Here is a 24,460-nt window from a genome sequence, read left to right as displayed (position 1 = left end):
GCTGGCCAGTTGCCCAGGCAGTGCAAATACGGCACCTTCCGTGGGCCTGCCTGGCCGGATCGTGGGGGGCGGTTCGGCCATGGGTGTTGACATGTTCGACCGCCTCCCTAGTATCCGAGAGGCTCACAGTTTCCGAACGGTCAACGAAATTTCGAACCAACCTTAGTGTCATGGACGTGACATCGATCTTCCCGTCACCCTCCCATGGCGCCCTTCCGGAAAGGGAGCACTTGGTGCCCAGACGATCAGGCGGACGGCTGCTCCACCTCCTCGCGGCGGCCGCGCTGACGATCACCGCGGCCGTGACCGCTTCCGCCCACTCCACCGCCTCGGCCGCGCCCGGCAGCCCGGCGCTCACCTCGCCGCTGGGCTGGAACAGCTGGAACAGCTTCGGGTGCGGGATCATAGAGGCGCAGGTTCACCAGGCCGCCGACGCGATGGCGTCCTCCGGCATGCGGGAAGCCGGCTACCGGTACGTGGTGGTCGACGACTGCTGGTTCGACCCGCAGCGTGACGCGTCGGGCCACCTCCGGGCCAACGCGGCCAAGTTCCCGAGCGGAATGAAGGCGCTCGGGGACTACATCCACGCCAAGGGACTGAAATTCGGCATCTACCAGGTGCCGGGCGAGCGCACCTGCGCGCAGGCCACGGGCGGCTACCCGGGGTCCACCGGCAGCAGGGGTCACGAGGCCCAGGACGCCGCCACATTCGCGTCGTGGGGCGTCGACTACCTGAAGTATGACTGGTGTTCCTCCAGCGGTACCCGCGACGAACAGGTCGCGCGGTTCACGCTCATGCGCGACGCCCTGCGCGCCACCGGGCGGCCGATCGTCTACAGCATCAACCCCAACAGCCTGCACGCCATCACCGGCGCCACGTACAACTGGGGCGAGGTCGCCGACCTGTGGCGGACGACCGAGGACCTGCTCGACATCTGGCAGAACGGCAACACCAACAGCTATCCGATGGGCGTCGGCAACGTCCTGGATGTCACCGCGCCGCTGGCGGCCCAGTCCGGCCCGGGTCACTGGAACGACCCCGACATGCTGGTCGTCGGCCGCCCCGGCCTGTCACTGACCGAGTCCCGCTCGCACTTCGCCCTATGGGCACTGCTGGGCGCACCGCTCATGGCCGGCAACGACATCCGAACCATGTCAGCCGACGTGAGCGCGATCCTGCGCAACCCGCGTCTGCTGGCGGTGAACCAGGATCAGCTGGGCGCGGGTGGGCGCAGGGTGCGCGACGACGGCAGCACCGAGGTGTTCGCCAAACGGATGTCCGACGGCTCGGTCGCGGTGGGCCTGTTCAACCGGGGAGGCGACACGACGACGGTCACCACCAACGTGGGACAAGTCGGCCTGTCCGGCGGGCCGTTCACCCTCACCGACCTGTGGACCGGCGGCACGTCGAGCACGGCCGGGCAAATTTCCGCGAGCGTCCCCGCGCACGGCGTGGCCGTGTTTCGGGTCAGCGGTGGCAGCCCGCAGGCCGCCACCACCTCGCGGCTGCGCGGCAACGCGTCCGGCCGCTGCCTGGACGTGGACAACGCCTCCACCGCTTCCGGCGCCACGGCACTCATCTGGGACTGCCACACGGCCGCCAACCAGCTGTGGACCACCTGGGCCGGCGGCGAGATCCGCGTCTTCGGCGACAAGTGCCTGGACGCCGACAACCAGGGCACCGCCAACCGCACCCGGGTCATCACCTGGCCCTGCAACGGCCAGAACAACCAGAAGTGGACCGTCGGCTCCGACGGGTCGATCCGCAACGCCCACGCCGGGCTGTGCCTCGACGCCGGCCGGGCCGGCACCACCAACGGAACCCCGCTGGTCCTGTGGAGCTGCAACGGCCAGGCCAACCAGAAGTGGACCCGCGCGTGAGCAACCGCGGCTTCAAAAGGAGAGCTTCACGATGACAAGGACAAGATCCCTGCTCTGGTCCGCCGTGGTCGCGGTGCTGGTCGTCCTGAGCCTGGGAGGCACGGCACTGGGACGCGGCCAGGGCGAGGACGCCCCGCGTGCGGCCTCCGACACGGTGGCCGCGTCCGTCGGCACCGCCGCCCCGAGCCCCGGTTGCGGCAAGATCCCCGCCCTGACGAGCGGAACGCACACCATCCAGAGCGGCGGCAAGATCCGGGACTTCATCCTGCGCATCCCCGACGGCTACGACCACAACCGTCCCTACCGGCTGGTCTTCGGGTTCCACTGGCTGGGCGGCACCTCCACCGACGTCGCCACCGGCCGCACCGTGGAAACGGGCACCTGGGCCTACTACGGGCTCCAGCGACTGGCGAACAACAGCGCCATCTTCGTAGCACCCCAAGGCCTCGACAACGGCTGGGCCAATGCCGGCGGGGAAGACGTCACCTTCGTCGACGACATGCTCAGGCGGATCGAGACGGACCTGTGCGTCGACACGACACAGCGCTTCGCCCTGGGATTCAGCTATGGCGCCGCCATGTCGTACGCGCTGGCCTGTTCCCGCGCGACGGTCTTCCGCGCGGTCGCGGTCCAGAGCGGCGGCCAGCTCAGCGGATGCAGCGGTGGCACCCAGCCCATCGCCTACCTCGGGGTACACGGCCTCAGGGACAACGTCCTCATGATCTCCGGCGGACGGACGTTGCGAGACAGGTTCGTCAGGAACAACGGCTGCGCCGGCCAGAACCCGCCAGAACCGGCCCAGGGCAGCCTGACGCACCGGATCACCGCCTACTCGGGCTGCTCGGCCGGACATCCGGTCGTCTGGGCCGCCTTCGACGAAGGACACATCGCAGCTCCCCAGGACGGGGCCGCAGGTGACAGCGGATCCAGGACCTGGCTGCCGGCGGAGGTGTGGAAGTTCTTCACACAGTTCCAGACCTCCAACCCGCCGCCGGGGACGGCGACCTGCCGCGTCACCGCCTCCGTCAGTGCCTGGAACACCGGCCTGTCGTCGAACATCAGCATCGCCAACACCGGCACCACCACGATCGACGGCTGGTCCCTCGTCTTCACCCTGCCTGCCGGCCAGACCGTCACCTCCGGCTGGAACGCGGACTACTCGCCCACCTCCGGCAAGGTGACGGCCAGGCACGTCGCCCACAACGCCACGATCGCCCCAGGCGCGTCCGTCGACATCGGATTCCAGGCGACCCACACCGGCAACACCGCCGCGCCGAGCTCCTACACCCTCAACGGCACAGCCTGCGCCATGACGGTGACCGCGCCGAAGTGACCAACGGTTCCTCGCAGCCCGCCTGGTGTTCTCCGCCCCCGGCTGAGCACCCGGCCGGGCGGCCGTGGTCAGGAGGTCGTGCCGGTCACCGTGCTGCCCGACCTGGTCACGTGGTAGGTCACGGTGGCGCCGCTCCAGAAAGGGAAGGTGAGCTTGACGCGCGCATTGTCCTCGAGCGCGTTGAGGAAGGCGGGGGTCAGGCGGATGGTCCTCTCGGCGTAGTCCGGTGCGAAGGCGGTGTTGAACTGCTGGTACGGCGTCCAGCTGGTCGGGCCCGCGTTGCTGCCGTCGGCGTACGTGGCCTGCATCGTCGCCAGCACGTCACCCCGGAACCGTGTGGGAATGCGGAACGACGCGGTCGTACCGGTCGTGTCCGACTGCACCGGGGTGTCATAGGTGATCACCTGGATGCGCCAGGGTACCCCTCGGGAGAACCCGGCCCGGAGCGTCGCGTTGACCCCGGGGGAGCGGTCGCCGACGAGCCGGGTGAGGGTGGTCGCCTTCAGGGTGAGCCGGTTGCCGGAGAGTGTGTAGTCCCGGCCGCTGACCAGCTTGGTGGTGCCCTGCTTGAGCGAGGTGAAGCCTGCGCCGTTCAGGTCCAGGGTGAGCGAACGGTCCGTGACCGGCCCGGACTTCGGCACGAAGACGCGGTCGGAGGAGACTGTCGCCGAGCGGGTCGTCCAGCTCGACTTGATCTGCCGGAACAGCCCCGCGTCCTTCCAGAGCAGCTTGCCGCGGTCGTAGAAGGAGCCGTTGTCCCACAGCACCGTGGTGATCTTGTTGGTGCGGGCGGCGTGGCCGAGCGCCTCGAAGTACTTCAGCATCTCACCGCGTTCCACCGCGCCGGGACCGTGGTCGTAGCCGAGGAGACCGTACTCGCCGAGCACGACGGGGATGCCCTGGGCGACGAAGGTGTCGCGCATCAGCCTGAACGTCGTGTCCAGGTCGCCCCGGGCCTGCGCGTCGAAGCGGGTGGAGCCGGCGACGTTCACACTGAACGGGAAATAGCCGTAGTAGTGCACGGTCGCGATCAGTCGGGAATCGTGCAGCGACTTGATCGAGGTGGCCAGGTTGTCCATCAGCCGTTGGCTGGGGGTACAGGCCTCGGTGGGCAGCATGAGCAGACGGTTCTTGTTGGTGCCGCCCGACGCACGCACGACCTTGTGGAAGGACGTGTTGAGCTCGCTGAGCAGCTGGGCCTTGCGGGCGTTGTCGGCGTTGTCGAACTGGGGTTCGTTGACGCTCTCGAAGACCAGCTGGGCAGGCTCGTCACGGAACGCGGTGGCGATCTGCGTCCAGGTCGCGTCGAAGCGGGCCAGGATCTGGTCGTGATCGGTGGACATCTTGCTGGTCCACTGCCAGGAGTCATGATGCACGTCGATGATCACGTAGAGGCCGTCGGTGATCGCCCAGTCGACGACCTGCTTGACCCGGCTCATGTACGCCGGGCCGATGGTGTAGTTCGGCGCCGCCCCTTGGTGGTCACTCCAGGTCACGGGGACACGGATGCTCTTGAAGCCCTGGGCGCGGACCGAGTCCAGCAGGGTCTTGGTGGTGCGCGGCTGACCCCAACTTGTCTCGTCGGGGCCGGCGTCCAGGCTGTTGCCCAGGTTCCAGCCCGGCTGCATCGCGGCCACGGCCGCCGACGCGTCGCGGGGCACCGGAGCCGGCGCCGCCGCAGCGTGGGGCTCGGCGTCGTCTCCGAACGTCCCGAAGACCGCGCCATAGGCGAGAACGCCAGCGGCGATCAGCGCCAGCGGCGTACCCACGGCCAGCCGGATCCTGCGTCGGCGGTGCTGTGGGGCTTGCTGCTTTCTCATTGCTCATCCGTTCTGGAATGCCGAGCCGGTGTTGCTTTCCAGTGGTCGCCGCAGGACGGAAGGTTGCCGCGCTCCACAGAAAGAGCACAGAAAGGACTCCGTGCGTGTCTGCCCGCAGCCGGGGCGGGCGCCCCCGAAGAGAGAGCCCTCCAAGTGCGGCCGGGCGGGCCGCGACCGGTCGGACGCCGGTGCGGGTGGCCATCGTGGTTCTGAGCGGGCGGGGGTCGTTGTCGACGCCGACGGCGGTGCCGTCATGCCGGGTGTCCGGGACGGGCACGTACGCCCGCCGGGGGCGGCGGCGCAGCCGCTGAACCCGACGCCGGGCAGTGCGACCGCTTGCGCAATTGGTGCCAGGATCTGGGCTGATCAGGGGTCGGGGCGCAAGCCTGTAGTGCACAGTGTGGTCAGCACGACCAGGGTGCCGATCGCGGAACGAGCACGACCGAGGCCAAACAGCGCACTCGTTTCGTCACGTTTCCTTTTCCTGCCCCTACCGGGGCCGTATCAGATCAGCGTGCTCGAGTCCTCGCGGCCTCGGGGGTGCCGGGCGCGAACACGTCACATGGACATATGAAGGGGAAGCGGTGGAAGCGACGAGTACACAGGTGCGGACAGGCACCAGACCTCCGGTCGTTGCGGCGCAGTGGGCGTTGTGGACTTTTGTCATTGTCAACTTGGTGATCCTCGAGGGCTTGTTCCTCGCTGCCGGGACCGGCCAGAACGGGGTGCTCACGGTCGCCAGGTTCTTTGGTCTGCACGCCGCCGTGCTCGTGCTGTTCCAGCTGTTGCTGGTGGCGCGGCTGCCGTGGCTCGACCGCCGTATCGGCATGGACCGGCTGACGGTGTGGCACCGGTGGGTCGGGTTCACCTTGTTGTGGACCGTGCTCACCCACGCCCTGCTGGTGGTGCTGGGCTTTGCGAGGCTCGATGACGCGTCGATGGCGAAGACGTTCTCCGCACTGGCCGGAGTGCCCGCCTCGTTGCTCGGGATGGGGGCCGCGGCGATCATCGTCGTGGTCGCCGCGGTGTCCGCCCGGCAGGTCAGACGGCGGCTTCGGTACGAGACCTGGCACGGCCTGCATCTGCTGTTGTACGTGGCGTTGGGGCTGGCATTTGTCCACCAGTTGCAGGAGACGACGACGTTCAGCTATTCCGCGCCGGCGAAGGTCTACTGGTGGGCTCTGTGGCTGTTCGCGTTCGGTGCTCTGGTCACGGGGCGGATCGTCCTGCCGCTGTGGCGCAACGCCTATCACCGGTTCCGGGTTGCTGAGGTGGTGCTGGAGTCGGACGACGTGGTGTCGGTGCGCGTCACCGGCCGTCACCTCGACAGGTTGCCGGCCCGGGCCGGCCAGTTCTGCATCTGGCGGTTCCCCGGGCACAACCACTGGTGGCTGGCGAATCCGTTCTCGCTGTCGGCGGCGCCCGACGGCCGCACGTTGCGCCTGACCGCCAAGGCGGTCGGCAGCGCCAGCGCCGGTCTGCGGCACGTCCCGGTCGGGAGCCGCGCATTCGTCGAAGGTCCGTACGGGGCGTTCACCGCGTTGCACCGAACGCGGCCGGGTGCGCTCCTGATCGCCGGAGGAGTGGGGATCACGCCGGTCAGAGCCCTGTTGGAGGAGGAAGCGGGCGACGACGTCGTCGTGCTCTACCGGGTGCGCAGTGAGAGCGATGCCGTGCTGGTCGACGAGGTACGAGCCCTGATCGCGGACCGGGGTGGGCGGTTGCACCTGCTCACCGGCCGCACGGGGGAGACGAGCCCGCCGTTCGAGCCCGACGGTCTCCTCGGCCTGGTTCCCGACATAGCCGAACGCGACGTCTACGTCTGTGGTCCGCCCGCGATGACCTCGACCGTGCTCGGCGCCCTGCGCAGGCTGAAGGTTCCGCACCTGCAGGTGCACGCCGAGCGGTTCGGCCTGGCCTGACGCAAGGGGGGCGACGGGCGCGATGACGTCTCAGCGCGGTCCACGGGCTTCGCTCGCCGCCCCCTCCGTGCGGTTGCGAAGTCCTGTGTCCCGGAGGTGTCGGGCTGAGTGAGACGAGGCCGATTTCCGTGAAGGCCTCAGGGCGACGGCGCCCGCGCCCCGGTTGGGGCCGGCGTCCTTCTTGCGGTCCATGGCCCTGCGGACCGTAGTCGCATGGTCACAGGCTCGTCGCCGGGGCCGTCACCCACCCTGGCGTGTGGATTCTGGTCGGTCACCTTCCGCAGCTACGGCCGCCCGCACGCGCTGCTCCTCGCGAGCAGAGCCGACGTCCCGTTCCAGGGGTGTGCGGCTCACGGCCGTCGCGAGGTCGTCCAAGGCCTGCTTCTGCAGTTCCGCTCCGCGCCGCACTACCGGGCTTTGGTCGCCGGCGGCGTCCTCCCACGCGTGGAGTGCCTGCTTCACGCGTTGCCAGTCGGGATTCTTGTGCTCGCGCACGTCGGCTGCCGCCTGCGCGGTGTCGGCCTCCAAGGCTTCGGCGAACTGCTGCGCCTCGGGGGCGAATCGGCTGTCGGCCCGCGGGATGTGGCTCTCCATGAGCATCGCCGCGCGGTCGAGTCCCTTGAGCGCCTGTTGTGCGTCCTCCGCCTCGCGCGATGTCAGACCTCTCGGGCGGACCGGTTCCTGTTTTGCCTGGTCGTAGGCCTCCTGCCAGGCGGCACGTGCCTCCCTGCTCGCCAGGAGGGCCCTGCGCGTGTCGGCGCGATGCTCCCGGGTCGGTTCGGCGTAGCTGCGGAGCACCGCGGCGGCGTAGCGGCCGTTGGCGGCGAGCCAGTCCGCAAGGCGGCTCGGCAGTCGGGGGGTCTCCCATGCTGGGAACACCACGTACGCCAGCATTGCCAGAGCCCCGCCGAGCAGGGTGAGCACTACCCGTTCCGGGACCGTCTGCTCCCATGCCTGGCCGCCCATGCCGAGCAGGAAGACGACGTACGCGGCGGTGAAGCACTGGGAGTAGGCGTAGCCGGTACGGATCAGCGTGTACGACAGGCCCGCCGAGACCACCGCCAGCGCGCCGAACACATGGGCGTCCGGGCCCAGGGCCCGCACCATCCCGGTGGCGAGCGTGACCCCCGCCAGGGTCCCGGCGAGACGGGCCACTGCACGCGCGTACGTCCGGTGGAAGTCCGGCCGCATCACCATCACCGCAGCGATGGGCGCCCAGTAGCCGTGGCCCAGGGGTAGCAGGGCGGCGATGAGATAGCCGAGCGTGGCCACCGCCGCCAGGCGGACGGCGTGCCGGAACACGGGCGAGTCCCGGCGGAGCTCACAGCGGGCCGCCCGGACGACGACCGGGAGCAGCCGGTGCATGGTCGGGCGCACCAGGAAGTGGGCGCTGGCGGGGCCGGGCGGCGTTGGCGCCTTGTCGCGCGCGCCGCCGCTCCCGGCGATCTCCAAGGCCTCGTCGAGCAGTTCCACGAGCCGTTGGGCGGCCTGTCGGGCGGGCCCCTCCAGCACTTCGTGTTCCTCGTCGACGCGCAGGACTTCCGTGCTCCGGGGCGGCACTTCGGTCGGAGTGCCGCAGCGGATCGAACGGGCGGCCGCGTCCAGGACGTCGGCGGCCGCGTTGAGCAACTCCCGTGCGCGGTCCCGCCCGGGTCCCTCCGCCGGGGCGCCGACGTCCGGGTCGGCGAGCGCGGCGACGACCGGCAGAATGCGCTCGGCGAGGCCGCGGGGGCCGTGGAGGACGGGGGGACGGGTGCGGGCCTGTGACGGCGTTACGGCGGCCGCGTCCCGGGCCGTCATCAGCGGCTCCGGGTCGAACGGGGCGGTCGGGTCCTGCCGCAGCCGGCGGGCGTAGTCCGCCACGGCGGCCAGGGCGTCGGCGAGCGCGTCACGATGCGCCCCCCAGCGGCGGATCGGGAACAGCAGGATCAGCAGGGCCTGCGCCACCCCTCCGAGCGCGATGACCCCGGCGTGCTCCAGGGCTCGCCCGACGCTCGTGGGCAGGGTGATGGTCACCAGCATGCTGCCGACCGTCGTCGCTGCGACGATCCCTGCGGTCGATCCGAGGGCCCACGCCATCCCGGCGACGAAGGCCCATACAGCCAGCAGTGGGAGGAACGTCGCGAGTCGCCCCGCCGCCAGGTAGCCCACGAAGGTGCTGACCGCCAGGCCCGAGCCCGCGGCGAGCGCGATGACCTTGCGTGGGCGCCAGGTGCGCTGGAAGGTGGCCCCACCCGCGGAGTAGGCACCGAGGGCGGCGGACGCGGCGTACGTGGGGGAGACCAGCCACAGCGCGGGCCCGATGACGAGCGCCACCCCAGCAGCCGTGCGCAGCGCGAGCAGGGGCTCCAGCCGCGTCTCCTCGATCGTGAGCCCGGATCGCACGACCTCGCCGAGGGCCCGCAGCCACGTCACGGTGTGAGCCTAGCCGGAACGCCCTGCTGGGTCGCGTTGGCCGGGCTGCCTCCTGGCGGCGCCGCGCTGGGCGGACGGGCGCGGCCATCGCGGCGTTCGGCGTCATCAGCAGCGCCGTGTGGTTTACGTGGGGCCTGCTCCATTTCCGACGCGACATGGGCGCCGGGACGGCCGGAACGGACACGCTCGACGAGCAGCCGCGTGCCGTGAACGGTCGGCCGGGCATCATGGTGGGACACGAAGACCTCCGTGCGGTGCAGTCCTGGACAGCTGCGCGACACCGGAGGTCTTCGCCGTGATCAAGCACCGGCGAGCGTCAACAGCGCTCGTGATCACTACACCTGGGTGTTGGGACGGCCGGGGCGCCGCATGCCTGTTCGGGGGCTGAGCCGCACTCGTGATCGTCTCCGGCCGGATCACGGCAGGAGCGCGGCAAGGGATTTCGGCACCCGGGATTTGAGGTGCTGCCATTCGCCGGCGCTCACGTGGCGCTCCAGGGATTTCAGTACGGTGCGCACCAGTTTTTCGCTGCCGCCCTCGACCGTGTAGGGGAATTCGCTCCGGACCCGTGCGAAGAACTCCTCGTTGCTCATCTTCACGGGCGTCTCGGCGGGTTTCCAGCCGTCGTAGTAGACGCCTCTGATGAGGGTCGGCAGCTGGGCGCCGAATTGTACGGCGGTCTCGACCGGGAGACGGTCCCGGAGTGGGTGCAGCACGGCCCGAAGTGCCGCGTACGACTGCTTGCGGCGTTCTTTGGGCCACTCGAAGGCCTCCTCGACGTCCTTGAGGAGCCGATTGGCCTTGTCCACCATGGTGTCGAACGAGGAGAAACCTGTGTCGACCATTTTCGTGGGCCTTTCGTTCTGGGCGCCTCACGGGCTCAGTCCGCGAGGTCGGCCTTGCCGAACAGGACCGCGTAACTGGAGGGGAGTTGGCTGATGAGCTGGTTCAGTTCTCCGCCCGTGACAGCGTCGGCGACGGTGGTCAGGACCGCGCTGGCGTCCCACTGCGCGGTACGCGGCCGGGCATGGGTGCGTTCGGCGACCCGGCGGTAGAACTCTTCGATCCCGAAGCTCCGCGCCTGCTGTGGCGTGGCGTGGTGCAGAACTTGTCCCAGTGGGCCGGGCAGCTGGGATGCGAGGTCTTTGACCTCTCCCGGGCTGATCCGCTGGGCCAGCACTTCCAGCACGGCGTTGGTGACGTCCGCGGCTTCGTCCTGGTCGTTGTATTCGCCGAGCTCGCGTACACGGGCGAGGAATCCGTCGTATTTCATCGCTGCCTTCCTTCTGTCCCGGTCACCGCTGGTCATGGGGGCGGCCCGGTGTGCCGTCGGGCCGGCCGGGTCAGTCCGCCGGCGCATAGGTGCCGTTCGCAAGGCTCTTGGTTCGGGACTCGCGCGCGGACTCACGCAGGGCGCGCCGGAAGCGCCCGGGGCCCCAGGAACGGCCGCCCACGGCCTGTTCGAGTCGGTCTCGGCTCGTCGGGCCGGCTTTTTGGAGCGCGTGGGTGATCTGTTCGATCTCGTCGTCGAGGCGTTGTTCGGCCACGGCGGACGTACGGCTTGCCGTGCCCGCTGTGCCGGCCATCCCGGGCGAGTACAGGGTGCTGCCCGGTCCGGTGCCTGGGCGGTAGCGGTGGGCTCCGGCGCGCTGCCGCTCCCGGCGGCGGGCGGTGCGGTCGGCGATCCGCAGTTCCCGCTCGTGCGCGGCCTGCCGGACGGGCGCGGGCCGGAGGCGGTCTCGTGCGTCCTGTGGCGCGGGCTCGTCGCGCCAGGCCGCGTCGGCTTCCTCGGCGGTGAGCGGCCGGGCGATGTTCTCCAGGGACTGTTGTTCGGCCTGGACACCGAAGAAGACCTCGGCCAGTCCGCCCAGCGCCATGGCTGCCGCTCCGACGAGGAAGCCGACGGCGACCAGGTTGGCATCGCCGCTGTGGATCAGGTGGCCGAACAGCAGCGGGCCGGTGATTCCGCCGACGGCCGTGCCGATCGCGAAGAACAGCGAGATGGACAGGGCTCGGGTCTCCATGGGGAAGACCTCGCTCACCGTCAGGTAGGCCGAGCTGGCTCCCGCGGACGCCACGAAGAAGGTCAGCGAGACCAGCAGGAAGAACGACCAGGTTGTCAGGGAACCGTTGATCAGCAGGACGGCGAGGACGGCTGCCACGACTGCCGAGCCGAAGTAGGTGCCTGCGATCATCGGCTTTCTGCCCACGGTGTCGAACAGTCGGCCGAGAAGGAGTGGTCCGAGGAAGTTGACGATGGCGAAGAGGGCAAGGAAGTAGGGGATCGAGCCGGAGCCGATGTCGAAGAAGCCGTTCAGGATCGTGCCCAGGTCGAAGACGATCGCGTTGTACAGGAACGCCTGTCCGATGAAGAGCGCCAGACCGAGAAGGGCGCGACGCGGGTACCGCCGCAGAGCCACGCCGGCGATCTCCCTGAACGGGATGACGTCGCGCTGCCGTACGGTGACCGCCTCGCCCGGTTCCGGCAGCTCGCGGCCGGTCTCCTGGCGCACCTCGGCCTCGATCTGGTCGACGATGCGTTCAGCCTCGGCTTGATGTCCGTGGATGAACAGCCAGCGCGGACTCTCCGGCACGTGGCGGCGTACCAGCATGATGCCCAGGCCCAGAACGCCGCCCAGGCCGAAGGCGAGTCGCCAGCCGAGGTCGGCTGCCAGCAGACTCTCGTTGAGAAGCAGCACGGCGACCAGGCTGCCGATCGCCGCACCGACCCAGTAGCTGCCGTTGATGGCCAGGTCCACCTGTCCGCGGTTGCGGGCAGGAATCAGCTCGTCGATGGCCGAGTTGATCGCGGCGTACTCTCCGCCGATGCCCATACCGGTGATGAAGCGGGCGAGGTAGAGATACCAGGCGTCGTGGGCGAACGCGGTCGCGACGGTGGCGAGGATGTAGATGCCGAGCGTGAGCATGAACAGCTTCTTGCGCCCGTAGCGGTCGGTGAGCCTCCCGAACAGCAGAGCCCCCGCACATGCGCCTGCCACGTAGATGGCGGCGGCCGTGCCGATGTCTGCGCTGGTCAGGTTGATGCCGCTGCCCGGCTCGGTCATACGGGCGGCAACCGCCCCGACGATCGTGACTTCCAGTCCGTCCAGAATCCAGACGGTTCCCAGACCGATGACGATCCGCCAATGGAACCGGGACCACGGCAGCCGGTCAAGCCGGGCGGGAACCTTGGTCGTGACGATACCGAGCTCGGCGGTGGTGGTCATGCCATGCCTCCTCGTTCAGGGCCTTGGGCTGTTGCCTGGAGGGACAGAACAGGCCGGAATGGGCTGGTCCGCATAGGGTGGTTCTCTGTGCTGCGCTGCCACCTTCTGGGACACCGTTTTCGCTTTCTCCACGAGAGCGACACGATGCTCTGGCGCTGCGCGCGTGGGTGCGGAGCGGAGGGAAGCAAGCGATATGCGACGGCCCAGGACGCCGAGCGTTACGCACGGGCATTCGACCGCGAGGACCAGGCGGACCTGGGCCGGCGAGCACCGCTGGGTCTGCTCCCGCTGCGGCTGCTGCGCGCCTGGCGTCTGCGGCGCCGAAAGCCGGCCGATGGGGAGCCACGTGCGGCGTCTCCGCCGCCGTGAGGGGTTGTGGACGCCGTGAAACGGGACGTCATTCATGAGTCACCCCGGGTGTTGAGCCTCGCCGGCCCGGGCCGCGGTGCCGGACGTGTGTCCGGAACCGCGGCGTTCGGTCTCAGCCGCTGCTCTCAGTGCTTTCACTCCTGTCGCTGATCTCGACATGCCGGGGCTTGGCGGCCTCCGCCTTGGGGACGGTGATGGTGAGCACCCCGCCCGACATGTGCGCATCGATCTTTTCGGTGTCGAGCTCTCCGGGCAGCCGCAGCCGGTACTCGAAGGCTCCGGTGCGGCGGGTGCTCCGGCGCAGGACGCCCTTGCGTTCCTTCTCCTTGATCTCTCCGGTGACCACCAGCTCCTGGCCGTTGGCGTCGACGCTGATGTCCTTGCTCTTGACGCCGGGAAGCTCGATCTCCACCTGGAAGGCGTCGTCGGACTCCGTGACATCCGCCAGGGGTGTCCACGCCACGGCGGGCACAGTGCCCCCCACCGTGGATTCCATCAGTCCGCTCATCTCGCTGAGCAGTTGGTCGAACTCCGTCAGCGGATTGCGTGCCCAGCCAGCGGGCCTGTCCTGCATCGCGCCACCGCGGTGACGTCGGACGGGCGTGGTCATTTCCATCGCCTCCATTTCCTTCTCGGGATCTCCTCGCCCGCTGAGCGGCATGCGAGCCAAGCGGACTGTTTCGGACGGGTGCGCGGGGACTACCGCCGGGCGCGGCCGTGTGGGCCAGGTAGCGGTGCGCGACGTGGATGCTCATCGCGCCTTCGCCGACCGCTGAGGCCACGTGCTTCACCGAGCCGCTGCCAGGCAGTCGCGGCCCTGGCTCTGCCACAGTTCGGGAAGGGAGCAGGCTCGTGCCTCCGCGCCGGTGAGCACGTAGCCGAGCGCGTCGAGGCCGAGCGCGCCGGACAGCCAATTGGTGTGGCGTCCGCGCCGGTGAAGACGAACAAGGCCCGCACCCGGACGGTGTCGTGTGGCTGCCGTGGCTGTCGGGCACCACGGACGGGCCGCCGTCCTCCCGCACGGCGAGCACCGAGTTGGTGGTGTCGATGCCCACTGCTTCGGCCACGAGTACCTCCTCCCGGGTGCGGCGGCCCCCGTTCGCCTCGGAATCGAGCCCGGTCTTTCAGCACTCGCTCAGGTGACGGCGGGACCGCTCCGCGGGTGGCTGCTCTTCCAAGCCCCGCTGCCTGTGCCCGTACCGGTCCCGCTGGGCAGCTCGGCCAGCAGCCGCACCGCCTCGTCGGCGACCGCGTCGTCGACGACGACGTCGTACCGGTCGGGCTGCATGAAGCTCACCGAGGCGAAATCCCGGCGGCCACCTTGGGCCGCGTGCACCAGCAAGCCCAGCAGCGCGCCGACGAGTGCTCCGAAAACCAGCCCGTACAAGGCGAGGAGCAGCCCAGACACGACAGGGTCCAGCCAGTTCAGCAGCCCGAAGATCCATCCGATCAGTGCGCCGGGCAGGGCGCCGCTCGCCGCGCCGTGCAGGGCGGCCCCGCCATATCCCATGCGGCCGGTCACCTGCTCGACCAGGCGCACGTCCTGCCCGATGATGGCCACCCTCTCGACGGGAAAACCCTGATCAGAGAGGTGATCGACGGCGCGTTCCGCCTCCTGGTACGTCGTGTACGAGGCGATGGTCCTGCGGGCCTGCTCCTTCATCAGCCAGTCCTTTCCTCCCACGGTCGCCGGTGCGCCGGCGATCCCTGAAAAGCCAAGCGTGGCAAGAGAGCAGCGCGCTCCGCCTGCGCCCGGCAGGTCAGAAACCGACGCAGCCGGTCGGTCCACGAGAACAGGAACAAATCCATACGAGCCGGATGGTCTTGCCGGGGCTGGGTACTCAGGGCTCGCCCCGGCGTGGATCCCACGATTCGCTTGATCGCCTCCGATGACCGGAGAACGGAGTGATCTATGGCCTGCCGTCCGTCACAGAGGCAGAGGCTGTCCTCTCATGTCCCCGACCAGGAAGTGACCCGCCCGGGCGACACCGCGGGCACCGAACGGCGCGACCCCGGTCTGCTCGCGGCGCTGGACCCGCACGGGCTGTTGATGCTGTCCCGCACCCTGTTCACCTGCGCGGAGCAGAGTGAGATCCTGCGGTTGGCCATGCGGCACGTCAGTGCCCTTGGTCCCTACCACGCCGATGCCGGGTACCTCGCGACGGGCGACGGTTTGGCCCGCGTCCCCGGCCACGACGCGGGAGCGCCAACGGTCGACGACGCGCAGGTGGAGGAGTTGGGCGAGGCTGACGGCTCCGTATCCCTTCCGGAGCGGTCCTGGAACTGGGCGTTCGGCCTGCGCGGGGCCGACGGTCTGCTGGGCTACATCCTCGTCTCCTCCCACTCCGGGCCCGACGAGCAGGGGCACTTTCTCCTCTCCACCCTCGTGGGGCTCACATCGGCGGCCCTGTCACTGACGGTCACGCACGCCGCGCAGCACGACAACGCCGGCGAACTGAGCCGACTCGGCACCGAACGCGACACCGCACTGCGGCGGCTGGACGCGATGCGCTCCGAGCTGCACCTGCAGAAGACCGTGCACGAGACCCTGGCCCGTGTCGCTGCCCGGGATGGCGGGGAGGACGCCATCACCCAAGCGCTGTACGAGCTCACCGGGCTGTCGGCGCTCGTCGAGGACCGGTTCGGCAACCTGAGGTCCTGGGCAGGTCCCGACCGGCCCGACCCCTATCCGGTGCGGTCCTCGACCTACCAGGAAGAGATGCTGGGGCAGGTCGCGCGCGAGGCGGGCCCGGTCAGAGTCAAGAATCGGCTGATCGCCCTGGCCCGCCCGCGCGGCGACGTCCTCGGCGTACTCGCCATCGAGGACCCCGACGCGACGGCCGACGAGCACACCATGTTCGCCCTGGATCACGCCCAGCAGTCGCTCGCCCAGGAACTCATGCACATGCGCGAACTCGCCGAGGTCGAACTGCGGCTGCGCCGCCAGCTGGTCGACGACCTGTTGGAGGGCACCGACCAGCAGGGCGCCTACGCCCGGGCCGAAGCCGTGGGCCACGACCTGCAACGTACCCATTACGTGGTCGTGGTGCACTGGCCGGGCAACGCCGCAGACGGCTCCTTCACCCGCGCCGTCGAGCAAGCAACGGCCGCCACGGCCACCACGGCGACCCGTCCGCTGATCACCCGTCGCGGCGACCGGGTGGTCCTGCTGACCGAAGCACGGCCCGACGACAATGCCGTGCACGCGGTGCTGGCCCATGAGCTGGGGACGCCCGACGGAGCGATCGGGGTGAGCACCCGCTGCGACTCCCCAGACGCCATTCCCCGCTGCTATCAGGAGGCAATGCGGGCCCTGGAGGTGCGGCAGAACTCCCGCCAGCGCAGCGGGACGACGTTCTTCGACGACCTCGGGCTGTACCGGATCCTGGGGCCCGGCAACGATCTTCGAGAGCTACAAGGCTTCGTGCGAGAGTGGCTCGGCCAGCTGATCGACTACGACGCAGAGCACGACACGGAGTTGGTGGAGACGCTCTCGCGCTACTTCGACTGCGGAGGCAACTACGACGATGCGGCCGCCGCGCTGACGGTCCACCGCAGCACCCTGCGCTACCGCCTCCAGCGCATCCGCGAGATCAGCGACCGCGACCTGGCGGATGTGGACACCCGCCTCAATCTCCAGGTGGCAACCCGCATCTGGAGGATCATCTTGGGCGGGCAGCGCTGACCCAAGCCATACCTGGGGCCCCGCGACGGTGACGAAGCCCGGCATGCCGCCGCGGTGTGACGAGTCCGCGCCGTGCTCGGCGGCGCGGCTTGCGATGAAGAAGGTGGCGGCCTGCTCGATCCAGCGTCGCCGGCCGTCGGTGAGCTCCTCGCCGGTGCGCGCTTTCCCGGCCGGCGCGGCATCGGCCGGCCCGGTGATGACGCGGCTCTGCGGGTAGTTCGGGCAGTTGCCGAGTACTTGCTCGGCGCGCATCCGCAGGCCGTCGGAAGTGGGTGCGGACACTGTGCCATGAAGCCCTCCGGGGTTCTTGAACGAACCCCTTGCGCAATGGTCAAGAAACGTTGACCATTGAGGGCATGCCTACCGATGATCTCCCCGAGACGTTTCACGTCACCACGGACGAGCAGCTGCGCGCCGTCTCCAACCTCACGCGTCACCGGATCATGGCCGTGCTCCGCTTCGAGCCGGCGACGATCACGCAGATCGCCGAGCGGGTGGGCCTTGCGAAGGGGAGTTCCAGCTATCACGTACGGCTGCTGGAGCGGGCCGGCCTGGTGAAGGTGGTACGGACGCGGAAGGTGCGGGGGGTCACCGAGCGGTACTACGCGATGGCCGCGCGGGCGATCGCGCTGCCGGATCCGGGCGAGGGAGGGCCGGATGTGCTGATGCGGCATGCGGTGGCGGACCTGGAGGCGTCGCCGGTGGATGGCGAGCGGCACGTACGGATGGCGCATCTGCGGCTCACCGAGGAGCAGTTCGCGCAGCTGGGGGAGCGGCTGCAGGCGCTGGCGGACGAGTACCGGGAGCTGTCCGATCCGTCGCTGCCGGACGCGTCACTCGTCTTCGCGCTGTTCCACCCGGCATCGCGCCAGCAGGCCGAAGGGGGCGCCAAGTGACCTCAGACTTCCGGAAGTTGCCGACCGGGTTCGGACGGCTGTGGACCGCGCAGACGATCTCCTCGCTCGGTGACGGGGTGTCGCATGCCGCGCTGCCGCTGCTCGCGTTGACGTTGACACGGGATCCGATGGCGCTCGCCGTCGTCACGGCCGCCGGGACGCTGCCGTGGCTGCTCTTCGGGGTGCTCGGCGGCGCGCTCGTGGACCGCTGGGACCGCCGGCGCACGATGTGGGCCGCGGACGCGGCGCGTGCGGTGCTGCTCGCGATAGCCGCGGCGGCGGCCGCGCTCGACATGCTGAGCATTCCGCTGCTCGCGGCCGTCGCCTTCCTGCTCGGCCTCGGCGGACTCTTCTTCGACACGGCCGCCACGGCCTATCTACCGGATCTGCTCGGCCGCGACCCCGCACTCCTGGAGCGCGCCAACTCCCGCCTGCGCGGCGCCCAGACCGCCATGTCCGGCTTCGCCGGGCCCCCTGCGGGCAGTGCGCTGCTCGCGCTCGGGCGGGCGGTTCCACTGCTCACCGACGCGGTGTCGTTCGCGCTCTCCGCATTGCTCGTACGGTCGCTGCCCGCCATGCCCCGGCCCGTGCCGGAGGTCCGCGAGTCGCTGCTTCGGCAGGCGCGGGCCGGGGCCTCGTACGTCTTCCGGGACCGGGTGCTGCTCGGGCTCGCGCTCCGCCCGGCGGTCGGGAACATCGCCTTCCTCGCCGTGGAGACCGTCCTCGCCCTCTTCGCGCACGACCGCCTCGGCATCGACACCTACGGCTTCGGGCTGCTCCTCGCAGCGGAGGCCACCGGCGGCCTGCTCGGCGCGGGCATCGCCTCCTTCCTCGGCCGCCGACTTGGCACCGGCGCCGCGCTCAGCTGCACGGCCGCGGTGGAAGGGCTCGCCATCCTGGGCCTGGCCGTCGCCCCGAACCCGTACGTCGCCGGACTGGCGCTCGCCGTCTGCGGGGCCGGCATGGGCGCCACGATGGTGCTCGGCCCCTCCCTCCGGCAGGCGATCGTCCCCGCCCGCCTGATGGGCCGGGTCGCCTCCACCTCCCGCATGTTGGCCATGTGCGCCGCCCCCATGGGGGCCTTCCTCGGCGGCTGGCTGGCCACCACCTACGACATCCGCACCCCGCTCTACGCCGCTGCCGTCCTCCTCCTGGCGATGACGGCCGTCACGGCATCCATGACCAGCAACCGCCGGGTCGAAGCGGCGCTGCGTGCCGCCGCCCCGGCCGCCGGTCCAGATCACCCGGCATCCGAGGATCCCGCCCAGGAGAGTGCACCTGACTTGGTGTGACACCCCTGCCGCGAACGTCACCACAGGGCGGGTCGCAGGCACCCGCGGGGCGCGACGAGTGGCCGAGTCGCTCGGGTGTGCCGGCCGTCGATCCTCGTCCTCCTCGGAGGCGTCCGGGTCCCGGAGGCAAGGCACCGGACCAGCGGGCGGGTGCCGCGCGCACAGGACGTTGAGGGCCCGCCGCGCCGGAGAGTGGCGGTCGCGATTGCCGTTCGATGATCGTGGCGTCGGCGAGCGCACTGTCCGGCCCGCGGGCGGCTCTCGGGAACGGTGCGACGCGGCCCGGTGCGCCGCCACGGGAATGCGGCGGAGAGGCTGCGGCCACCACGGAGAAGGCTGCGACACCACAGAGGCCTGAGGGTGCCGGGGCCGAAACCGCCGCTTCAGACGCGGGAGGGTTGGTGTAGCCGCCAGATGCCTTCCCGCAGGCGGTCGCTCGCCTTGTGCACGTCCACTGGGTTCAGTCCGCGTCGGCGACGACAGGGCCGAGGCGTTCGGGCAGGGTCGGGTCGCGGCTGACCAGGAGGGCGCTCAACTCCGCGGATGCGAGCGGATGTTCGTTGAGACGGAAAGTTACGGTCCGGTTCCGGAGCGAGGCTGGAGTTGCCGCCCGGGGGAGAGGGATCGATACCGTGGCACAGCGATCTTCTCGTGCGCACTGCCCAGGACGGTCGCCGAAAGTACACAAGAAACGGGGATACCTTGCCATGGCTCACTTGGCCCGCTCTGCTCACATGACCCGTGCCACGCGCATGGGCGTGTTCGCCGCGGTCGTCTTCTCAACTGCGGCTTCCTTGACCGGATGTTCCACCGCCGACATAGCCTCCGAGGCCCCGGACGCTGCGCCGGCCGAGAGGCCGTTGCTCACCAAGGCCGAGGCGAACAAGACGGTGGACGCCTATCAGAAGCTCAACAACCGGGCCAACGCCCAGCGTTCCGCCTCGCTCATGGCGAAGGCGGAAGGTGGCGCTGTCCTTGCGATGGACCAGGCGTACTTCACACAGATCCCAGCCCTCGACAAGAGCGACGTCGCGGACAATCTCGCTCCGTTCGCGTACGTCAACCGCACCTTCTACATCCCGCCCGCCTCCTCGAAGACCAACTGGTTCCTGGTGCGCACCCAAGGCGCGGACCTCACCCATGGCAAGCCGGGCAAGCTGTGGTCGAAGAACATCAGGTTCCTCGTCTTCAAGCGCTCCGGTGACGGCTGGCGGATGGTCGTTGCCCGCGACTTCGGGGGGTCTGACGTGGCCAAGGTGCCGCACATCGCCCTCGACAAGTCCGGGCTGATGAAGGTCGCCGACCCGGACACCAAGATCGGTAAGACGGCGCCCTCGCAGTTGCCGGAACTGGTCACCGACCTGTGGGTGACAGGCGGCCACAACACCCCGCTCGCCAACACCTCAGCCCGACGCACCGGCAGTTCCTGGTACACCGAGCGGGCCAGCAACCTGGACGAGCACGCCTGGGTCGACTTCACAAAGACCGCCCCCCACCCCGGGGACGTCTTCGCCGCGAAAACCGCTGACGGAGGCGCGCTCGTGTTGTCCGACAGCGCCGTCGATGAGACCTTCCTCGCCAAGGACCTCAACTCCTATATCAACCTCGGCGACTCGGACAAGCCGTTGGTCCAGCACAACCCGGACGCGCGCATGAACAAGGTCGTCCGCCACTACGCACAGACGGAACTCGGAATCATCTCCGCAGACGGCAAACCTGCCGTCTACTCCATCGGCACCCAGGTGACCAAGGTGGACGCCACACCAACACCTGACCTCTAGTAGGGCTTGGTCAGGTCCGTATCGGTGTGGGTATGTCGCGGTGGCAGGTGGGGCAAGCACCGGTCCAGGCGGCGAGAAGTGTCTGGAGTTCTCGGACGACTTGGTAGAGGCTCAGACCTGCGCCGCGTCTTTTGGGTCTCGTGCCAGTCGTTGCAGGGTGCAGAAGGCGTGGGCGGCGGAGACGAGGGTGACGTGGTGGTGCCAGCCGTTCCAGGTGCGGCCTTCGAAGTGGGCAAGTCCCAGGGCCTGTTTCATCTCGCGGTAGTCGTGTTCGATGCGCCAGCGCAGCTTGGCCAGCCTCACCAGGGTCGCCAGTGGCATGCCGGAGGGCAGGCTGGAGAGCCAGAACTGCACGGGTTCGGGTTCGGTGGCGGGCCATTCGGCCAGCAGCCAGCGTTCGGGCAGTTCAGGGCCGTCGGTGGCCTGGCGGACGCCGCGTCCGGCCGGGCGGATGCGCAGAGCCACGAACCGCGAGTAGATGCGTTTGAAGCCGCTGATTCCTTTGCCCGGGCGGGAGCCTTCCCGCCAGGACACCGGCCTCGTGGCCGTCCTCCCGGCCGCGATGACCAGGTCTTTCACGGTCTGCGCAGGCTCGGGATACTGCATTCGCGGTGGCCGGCCGGTTCCCGCGTAGGCGGGCTGGACGGGCCGGGCGTCGGCCGGATGGGCGGTGTGGCGGGAGGAAATGCCCACCGCGTAGGGCAGGTTGCGTTCTTCCAGACCGTGGCGGAAGGCGGCGGCGTCCCCGTATCCGGCGTCCGCGACGACCAGGGGGATGTCGATGCCCCACGACCGGCTCTCGTCGATCATGTCCAGGGCCAGCTGCCACTTCTCGACATGCCCCACCCGGTCGGGGATGCCGCAGCGACTGCGGCGGGCGACCTTGTCCGGGTCCGCCTCCGGCGAGTCGGGATCCCAGGACGCGGGCAGGAACAGCCGCCAGTTCACCGCCGCCGAGGCCCTCTCGCGCGCCAGATGCAGCGAAACCCCCACCTGGCACTTGGTGACCTTGCCCGCGGTGCCGGTGTACTGCCGTGACACACACGCCGAGGCATCCCCGTCCTTCAAAAAGCCGGTGTCATCGACGATCAATGCCTCTGGACCGATCGCCTCGTGCATCCGCCAGGCCAGCCGGGCCCGCACATGCGCCGGATCCCACGGACTGGAGGTGATGAAATGCGCCAGCGCCTGACGATTACCGTCCTCACCCAGTCGGGCCGCCATCGGCTCCACCGACTTACGCCGCCCGTCCAGCAACAATCCGCGCACGTACGCCTGCCCCCACCGCCGCTGATCCGCACGGAAGAACCCGTCGAACAACTCCGCCGCGAACGCCTCCAGGTCCTCCCGGACCGAGGCCATCTCCTCAGGTGTCACACCACCTCAACGACCCTCACGGACCAGCGGACACGCCACCCACGAGTGAAGCTGACCAAGCTCTACTAGTGCTCTGACCTGGTCCGCGAACTGAACCTCGACGCCGGTGAGTTCCTGGCAAGATCTCCGCATGTCCGAAGAGAGGGTCGACGCCCTCACGCAGAGGATGGCCGAGCACATGGCCATGCCGTTCCCACCCGGCTTTCGCGGCCTCGACATCGAGAGCCAGGACATGGTGATGCTCGACGCGGACGCCTATGGCTATGCCCTCGGCGTCGTCGAAGGTCCGCTCAACGAACAGCGCCGCGCGGGCCTGACGCGGCTGATGACCGTGTTCGAGCGGGTCCTTCCGGCGATCGACGACGAGTACGCGACCAGGTACTACACGCACGTACGCGACATGGCTGCTATGGCCGCCGAAATCGAGGCCCAGCGCGACATGTAGTCCTCTGACATGGAACGTTCGGCGCGGCGACGATCGGGACGGCTGGATGTGCGGTGACGTCCGATCCGATCGTGGGGGTGTGGTGGCCGAGCCTGTCCGTGTGCGCAGACTGACCGACCAGGAGGGGCAGAAGCTGCAGCAGATCGTGCGCCGGGGCAGCACCAGCACGGTGCGTTACCGGCGGGCGATGATGCTGCTGGCCTCGGCCGGCGGCAACCGGGTCCCGGTGATCGCCCGTTCGCCCTGGTCTCCCCGTGGTCGCAGGCCCGTACCCTCGTGGGGTGCACTCTCATCTGCGCTTCGAGAATCCGCCCGCGCTGCCTCACGAGGCGGTGGTCGAGACGCTGGAGCGGGCGCTTCGCGACCGCGCGCACGAGGGTGAGGCGGCAAGTGTCTTGGTCGGGAGTGCGTTGAACGACGAGGATCGGGAGTTCGTCGAGCACTGGTGCGTGCAGGTCGGGACGCGGGCTGTGCCGGGGAGCCCTTTGCTGGGCCTGGCTGGTCTGTGCCTTGGACATACCGCCCGGCGCTTCGGATACCTCAGTGCTGAGGCCCTTGCGCTCGTGGAGTCGCTGGCGGCGCGTGCGGAGGCGGATCCGAAGGAGGTGGACGGTCGGGCTCTTGATGGCTTTGACGACGCCCGGAGCTTCCTGCATCTGTGGTGAGGAGAGCTGTCACAGCCGGAGTCAGGCGGCGTCCGCCCTGGTTGCGACGTCGTTGAGGCGCTTGTCGGTGGCGTGCTTGTTCCGCCAGATGATGTAGCGGCGGATCATGCTGCCCTGGGCCTCGTGGGTGGGGCGGTCGGTGCCGTCCAGGGCGAAGTAGCGAAGGGCCGTGAACTGGGCCTCGATCCGGTTCAGCCAGGACCGCAAGGCCGAGATGCACACCGCGAAGGAGACCTCGCACGAGGCTCACCGCGCGGTCGTCGACGCGGTCATCGCCGGTGACGCGCGTGCCCAGACCGTGCTGGGCCCCCATCTGGAGTCGGTGGCCGCCTGGATCGAGAAGCACCGGGTGCGTCGGCGAGGGCCGCGGATCGCGGGGAACGTGGTCGAGCCGGACTGGTCGAGGGAGCGCGGGCCAAGCTCGCCGAGGTGGTCGCCGCCCGGATCCACGACGACATCGCCGCTCGTAGGAGCCCCCGGGGTCCAGGACGTCAGGGTGTGAGCTGTTGGTGTCCGATGACGGAGAGCAGCTCGAGTTTGCTGTGGCTCTCCGTGCCTGGGCGAGTGGTCAGCACGACCAGGGTTTGGGCGCGGTTCTCGGTGTACAGGAGCTGGGCGTCGACGTCGATGCGGCCGAGTTCGGGATGGAGGACGGCCTTGCAGTCGTCGTAGCGTTGCGCGACTTCCTGAAGTTCCCACATGCGGACGAACTCGGGGCTGTGTTCCTGGAGTTCGGCGAGGATCAGGGCGGCCCGGGGGGTGTCGCTGCCGGATGTCAGCGCGGCCCGCAGGCGCGCTGCCTGGGCACGGCCGTGGCGTTCGTGGGTCTCCTCGGGAACCATCAGACGCTCGGCCGGGTCCATGAACCAGCGGTAGTAGCCGCTGCGGGCCAGACCGGTGTGGCGGGTCTGGTCGCCGAGCAGCGCGACGGCCACGGGGTTCATCGCGAGGGTGTCGAACAGGTCGGTCTGCACCATGGCCGGGGAGTCGTCCAGGCGGTCCAGGACCCGCAGCAGCGTCGGGCTGACATGTTCGGAGCGTTGGAAGCGGGCCGGGGCGTTGTGGCCGATGAGGACGAAGAGATGGTCGCGTTCGTCCAGGGTCAGCCGCAGTGCCCGGGCGAGAGCCGTGGTGATCTGGACGGAGGGCTGCGGAGCACGCCGCTGTTCCAGCCGGGCGTAGTAGTCGGTGGACATGCCGGCGAGCTGCGCGACCTCCTCGCGGCGCAGCCCCCGCGTACGCCTGCGTGGCCCCTCGGCCAGCCCGACGTCGCGGGGCCGCAGCGTCTCGCGCCGGTGGCGCAGGAATTCCGCCAGTTCCTTCTTGTCCATGCCCCCATCCTCGCCGCATCCC

19 protein-coding genes and 2 pseudogenes are annotated in these 24,460 nt (G+C 69.5%); 11 read left to right on the top strand and 10 right to left on the bottom strand.

What is annotated here, in order from left to right:
- The first annotated feature begins 233 nt into the window (after window positions 1-233).
- Entirely contained in the window at window positions 234-1,880 is a 1,647-nt protein-coding gene (locus OG985_RS04705; protein WP_371666930.1) for a ricin-type beta-trefoil lectin domain protein, read from the top strand.
- Between the two features lie 31 nt (window positions 1,881-1,911).
- Complete coding sequence (locus OG985_RS04700; protein ID WP_371666929.1) at window positions 1,912-3,213, top strand: cellulose binding domain-containing protein; 1,302 nt, start codon at window positions 1,912-1,914, stop codon at window positions 3,211-3,213.
- A gap of 68 nt (window positions 3,214-3,281) precedes the next feature.
- Here OG985_RS04700 and OG985_RS04695 read toward each other — a convergent pair whose 3' ends face one another.
- Entirely contained in the window at window positions 3,282-5,033 is a 1,752-nt protein-coding gene (locus OG985_RS04695; RefSeq protein ID WP_371666928.1) for a cellulase family glycosylhydrolase, read from the bottom strand.
- A 584-nt stretch (window positions 5,034-5,617) separates the two neighbouring features.
- On the opposite strand from OG985_RS04695, the gene OG985_RS04690 reads away from it, so the two are divergent.
- Window positions 5,618-6,955 carry a ferric reductase-like transmembrane domain-containing protein gene (locus OG985_RS04690; protein WP_371666927.1) on the top strand — a complete coding sequence of 446 codons (1,338 nt, stop codon included), beginning with the start codon at window positions 5,618-5,620 and terminating at the stop codon, window positions 6,953-6,955.
- A 240-nt stretch (window positions 6,956-7,195) separates the two neighbouring features.
- Here the strand turns inward: OG985_RS04690 and OG985_RS04685 are convergent, their stop codons facing one another.
- The 6 genes from OG985_RS04685 to OG985_RS04660 form a co-directional block, all read right to left on the bottom strand.
- Complete coding sequence (locus OG985_RS04685) at window positions 7,196-9,370, bottom strand: FUSC family protein (RefSeq protein ID WP_371666926.1); 2,175 nt, start codon at window positions 9,368-9,370, stop codon at window positions 7,196-7,198.
- Between the two features lie 416 nt (window positions 9,371-9,786).
- On the bottom strand, window positions 9,787-10,215 hold the full coding sequence (locus OG985_RS04680; protein ID WP_371666925.1) for a DUF2267 domain-containing protein: 429 nt from the start codon (window positions 10,213-10,215) through the stop codon (window positions 9,787-9,789).
- A gap of 35 nt (window positions 10,216-10,250) precedes the next feature.
- Complete coding sequence (locus OG985_RS04675; RefSeq protein WP_371666924.1) at window positions 10,251-10,643, bottom strand: DUF2267 domain-containing protein; 393 nt, start codon at window positions 10,641-10,643, stop codon at window positions 10,251-10,253.
- Window positions 10,644-10,713: 70 nt separating this feature from the next.
- Window positions 10,714-12,597, bottom strand: a complete 1,884-nt coding sequence (locus tag OG985_RS04670; protein ID WP_371666923.1) for an MFS transporter — start codon at window positions 12,595-12,597, stop codon at window positions 10,714-10,716.
- Window positions 12,598-13,078: 481 nt separating this feature from the next.
- On the bottom strand, window positions 13,079-13,576 hold the full coding sequence (locus OG985_RS04665; RefSeq protein WP_371666922.1) for an Hsp20/alpha crystallin family protein: 498 nt from the start codon (window positions 13,574-13,576) through the stop codon (window positions 13,079-13,081).
- A 525-nt stretch (window positions 13,577-14,101) separates the two neighbouring features.
- The gene (locus tag OG985_RS04660; protein WP_371666921.1) at window positions 14,102-14,629 is read right to left on the bottom strand and encodes a general stress protein; all 528 of its coding nucleotides are present in this window, start codon (window positions 14,627-14,629) and stop codon (window positions 14,102-14,104) included.
- Window positions 14,630-14,878: 249 nt separating this feature from the next.
- Here OG985_RS04660 and OG985_RS04655 point away from each other — a divergent pair, with 249 nt between their 5' ends.
- The 4 genes from OG985_RS04655 (at window position 14,879) to OG985_RS04640 (ending at window position 20,620) form a co-directional block, all read left to right on the top strand.
- Window positions 14,879-16,651, top strand: coding sequence for a PucR family transcriptional regulator (locus OG985_RS04655; protein WP_371666920.1), 1,773 nt, complete (start codon window positions 14,879-14,881; stop codon window positions 16,649-16,651).
- Between the two features lie 356 nt (window positions 16,652-17,007).
- Complete coding sequence (locus OG985_RS04650; protein WP_371666919.1) at window positions 17,008-17,547, top strand: ArsR/SmtB family transcription factor; 540 nt, start codon at window positions 17,008-17,010, stop codon at window positions 17,545-17,547.
- The gene (locus OG985_RS04645; protein WP_371666918.1) at window positions 17,544-18,839 is read left to right on the top strand and encodes an MFS transporter; all 1,296 of its coding nucleotides are present in this window, start codon (window positions 17,544-17,546) and stop codon (window positions 18,837-18,839) included. Before OG985_RS04650 ends, OG985_RS04645 begins: the two co-directional genes overlap by 4 nt.
- Before the next feature lie 734 nt (window positions 18,840-19,573).
- Complete coding sequence (locus OG985_RS04640) at window positions 19,574-20,620, top strand: hypothetical protein (protein ID WP_371666917.1); 1,047 nt, start codon at window positions 19,574-19,576, stop codon at window positions 20,618-20,620.
- 111 nt (window positions 20,621-20,731) lie between these two features.
- On the opposite strand, the gene OG985_RS04635 is transcribed toward OG985_RS04640, so the two are convergent.
- Entirely contained in the window at window positions 20,732-21,982 is a 1,251-nt protein-coding gene (locus OG985_RS04635; RefSeq protein ID WP_371674258.1) for an IS701 family transposase, read from the bottom strand.
- Between the two features lie 145 nt (window positions 21,983-22,127).
- Between OG985_RS04635 and OG985_RS04630 the strand changes: the two genes are divergently transcribed.
- From OG985_RS04630 to OG985_RS04620, 3 genes and pseudogenes are all read left to right on the top strand, one after another.
- Entirely contained in the window at window positions 22,128-22,442 is a 315-nt protein-coding gene (locus tag OG985_RS04630) for a hypothetical protein (protein ID WP_371666916.1), read from the top strand.
- A gap of 82 nt (window positions 22,443-22,524) precedes the next feature.
- Window positions 22,525-22,680, top strand: a pseudogene (locus OG985_RS04625) (IS630 family transposase); the annotation flags it as partial.
- A gap of 43 nt (window positions 22,681-22,723) precedes the next feature.
- On the top strand, window positions 22,724-23,107 hold the full coding sequence (locus OG985_RS04620) for a hypothetical protein (RefSeq protein WP_371666915.1): 384 nt from the start codon (window positions 22,724-22,726) through the stop codon (window positions 23,105-23,107).
- 21 nt (window positions 23,108-23,128) lie between these two features.
- On the opposite strand, the pseudogene OG985_RS04615 reads toward OG985_RS04620, so the two are convergent.
- Window positions 23,129-23,308: pseudogene (locus OG985_RS04615) on the bottom strand (transposase); the annotation flags it as partial.
- Window positions 23,309-23,321: 13 nt separating this feature from the next.
- Between OG985_RS04615 and OG985_RS04610 the strand changes: the two are divergent.
- Window positions 23,322-23,609 carry a hypothetical protein gene (locus OG985_RS04610; protein WP_371666914.1) on the top strand — a complete coding sequence of 96 codons (288 nt, stop codon included), beginning with the start codon at window positions 23,322-23,324 and terminating at the stop codon, window positions 23,607-23,609.
- On the opposite strand, the gene OG985_RS04605 is transcribed toward OG985_RS04610, so the two are convergent.
- The gene (locus tag OG985_RS04605; protein WP_371666913.1) at window positions 23,599-24,438 is read right to left on the bottom strand and encodes a helix-turn-helix transcriptional regulator; all 840 of its coding nucleotides are present in this window, start codon (window positions 24,436-24,438) and stop codon (window positions 23,599-23,601) included. The two genes, OG985_RS04610 and OG985_RS04605, sit on opposite strands and share 11 nt — an antisense overlap.
- Window positions 24,439-24,460 lie beyond the last annotated feature (22 nt).

Source organism: Streptomyces sp. NBC_00289 (assembly GCF_041435115.1).
In the GTDB taxonomy this organism is placed as follows: Bacteria; Actinomycetota; Actinomycetes; order Streptomycetales; family Streptomycetaceae; genus Streptomyces.
Note: the sequence above shows the minus strand (reverse complement) of the source record. Positions and strands in the feature narration are given on the sequence as shown.

Excerpts from the sequence above, each read along its gene's own strand:
- OG985_RS04700 (WP_371666929.1), top strand. The coding sequence starts at position 1,912 with ATGACAAGGACAAGATCCCTGCTCTGGTCCGCCGTGGTCGCGGTGCTG.
- OG985_RS04695 (WP_371666928.1), bottom strand. The coding sequence starts at position 5,033 with ATGAGAAAGCAGCAAGCCCCACAGCACCGCCGACGCAGGATCCGGCTG.
- OG985_RS04680 (WP_371666925.1), bottom strand. The coding sequence starts at position 10,215 with ATGGTCGACACAGGTTTCTCCTCGTTCGACACCATGGTGGACAAGGCC.
- OG985_RS04675 (WP_371666924.1), bottom strand. The coding sequence starts at position 10,643 with ATGAAATACGACGGATTCCTCGCCCGTGTACGCGAGCTCGGCGAATAC.
- OG985_RS04670 (WP_371666923.1), bottom strand. The coding sequence starts at position 12,597 with ATGACCACCACCGCCGAGCTCGGTATCGTCACGACCAAGGTTCCCGCC.
- OG985_RS04665 (WP_371666922.1), bottom strand. The coding sequence starts at position 13,576 with ATGACCACGCCCGTCCGACGTCACCGCGGTGGCGCGATGCAGGACAGG.
- OG985_RS04660 (WP_371666921.1), bottom strand. The coding sequence starts at position 14,629 with ATGAAGGAGCAGGCCCGCAGGACCATCGCCTCGTACACGACGTACCAG.
- OG985_RS04655 (WP_371666920.1), top strand. The coding sequence starts at position 14,879 with ATGGCCTGCCGTCCGTCACAGAGGCAGAGGCTGTCCTCTCATGTCCCC.
- OG985_RS04650 (WP_371666919.1), top strand. The coding sequence starts at position 17,008 with ATGCCTACCGATGATCTCCCCGAGACGTTTCACGTCACCACGGACGAG.
- OG985_RS04640 (WP_371666917.1), top strand. The coding sequence starts at position 19,574 with ATGACCCGTGCCACGCGCATGGGCGTGTTCGCCGCGGTCGTCTTCTCA.
- OG985_RS04635 (WP_371674258.1), bottom strand. The coding sequence starts at position 21,982 with ATGGCCTCGGTCCGGGAGGACCTGGAGGCGTTCGCGGCGGAGTTGTTC.
- OG985_RS04630 (WP_371666916.1), top strand. The coding sequence starts at position 22,128 with ATGTCCGAAGAGAGGGTCGACGCCCTCACGCAGAGGATGGCCGAGCAC.
- OG985_RS04610 (WP_371666914.1), top strand. The coding sequence starts at position 23,322 with ATGCACACCGCGAAGGAGACCTCGCACGAGGCTCACCGCGCGGTCGTC.
- OG985_RS04605 (WP_371666913.1), bottom strand. The coding sequence starts at position 24,438 with ATGGACAAGAAGGAACTGGCGGAATTCCTGCGCCACCGGCGCGAGACG.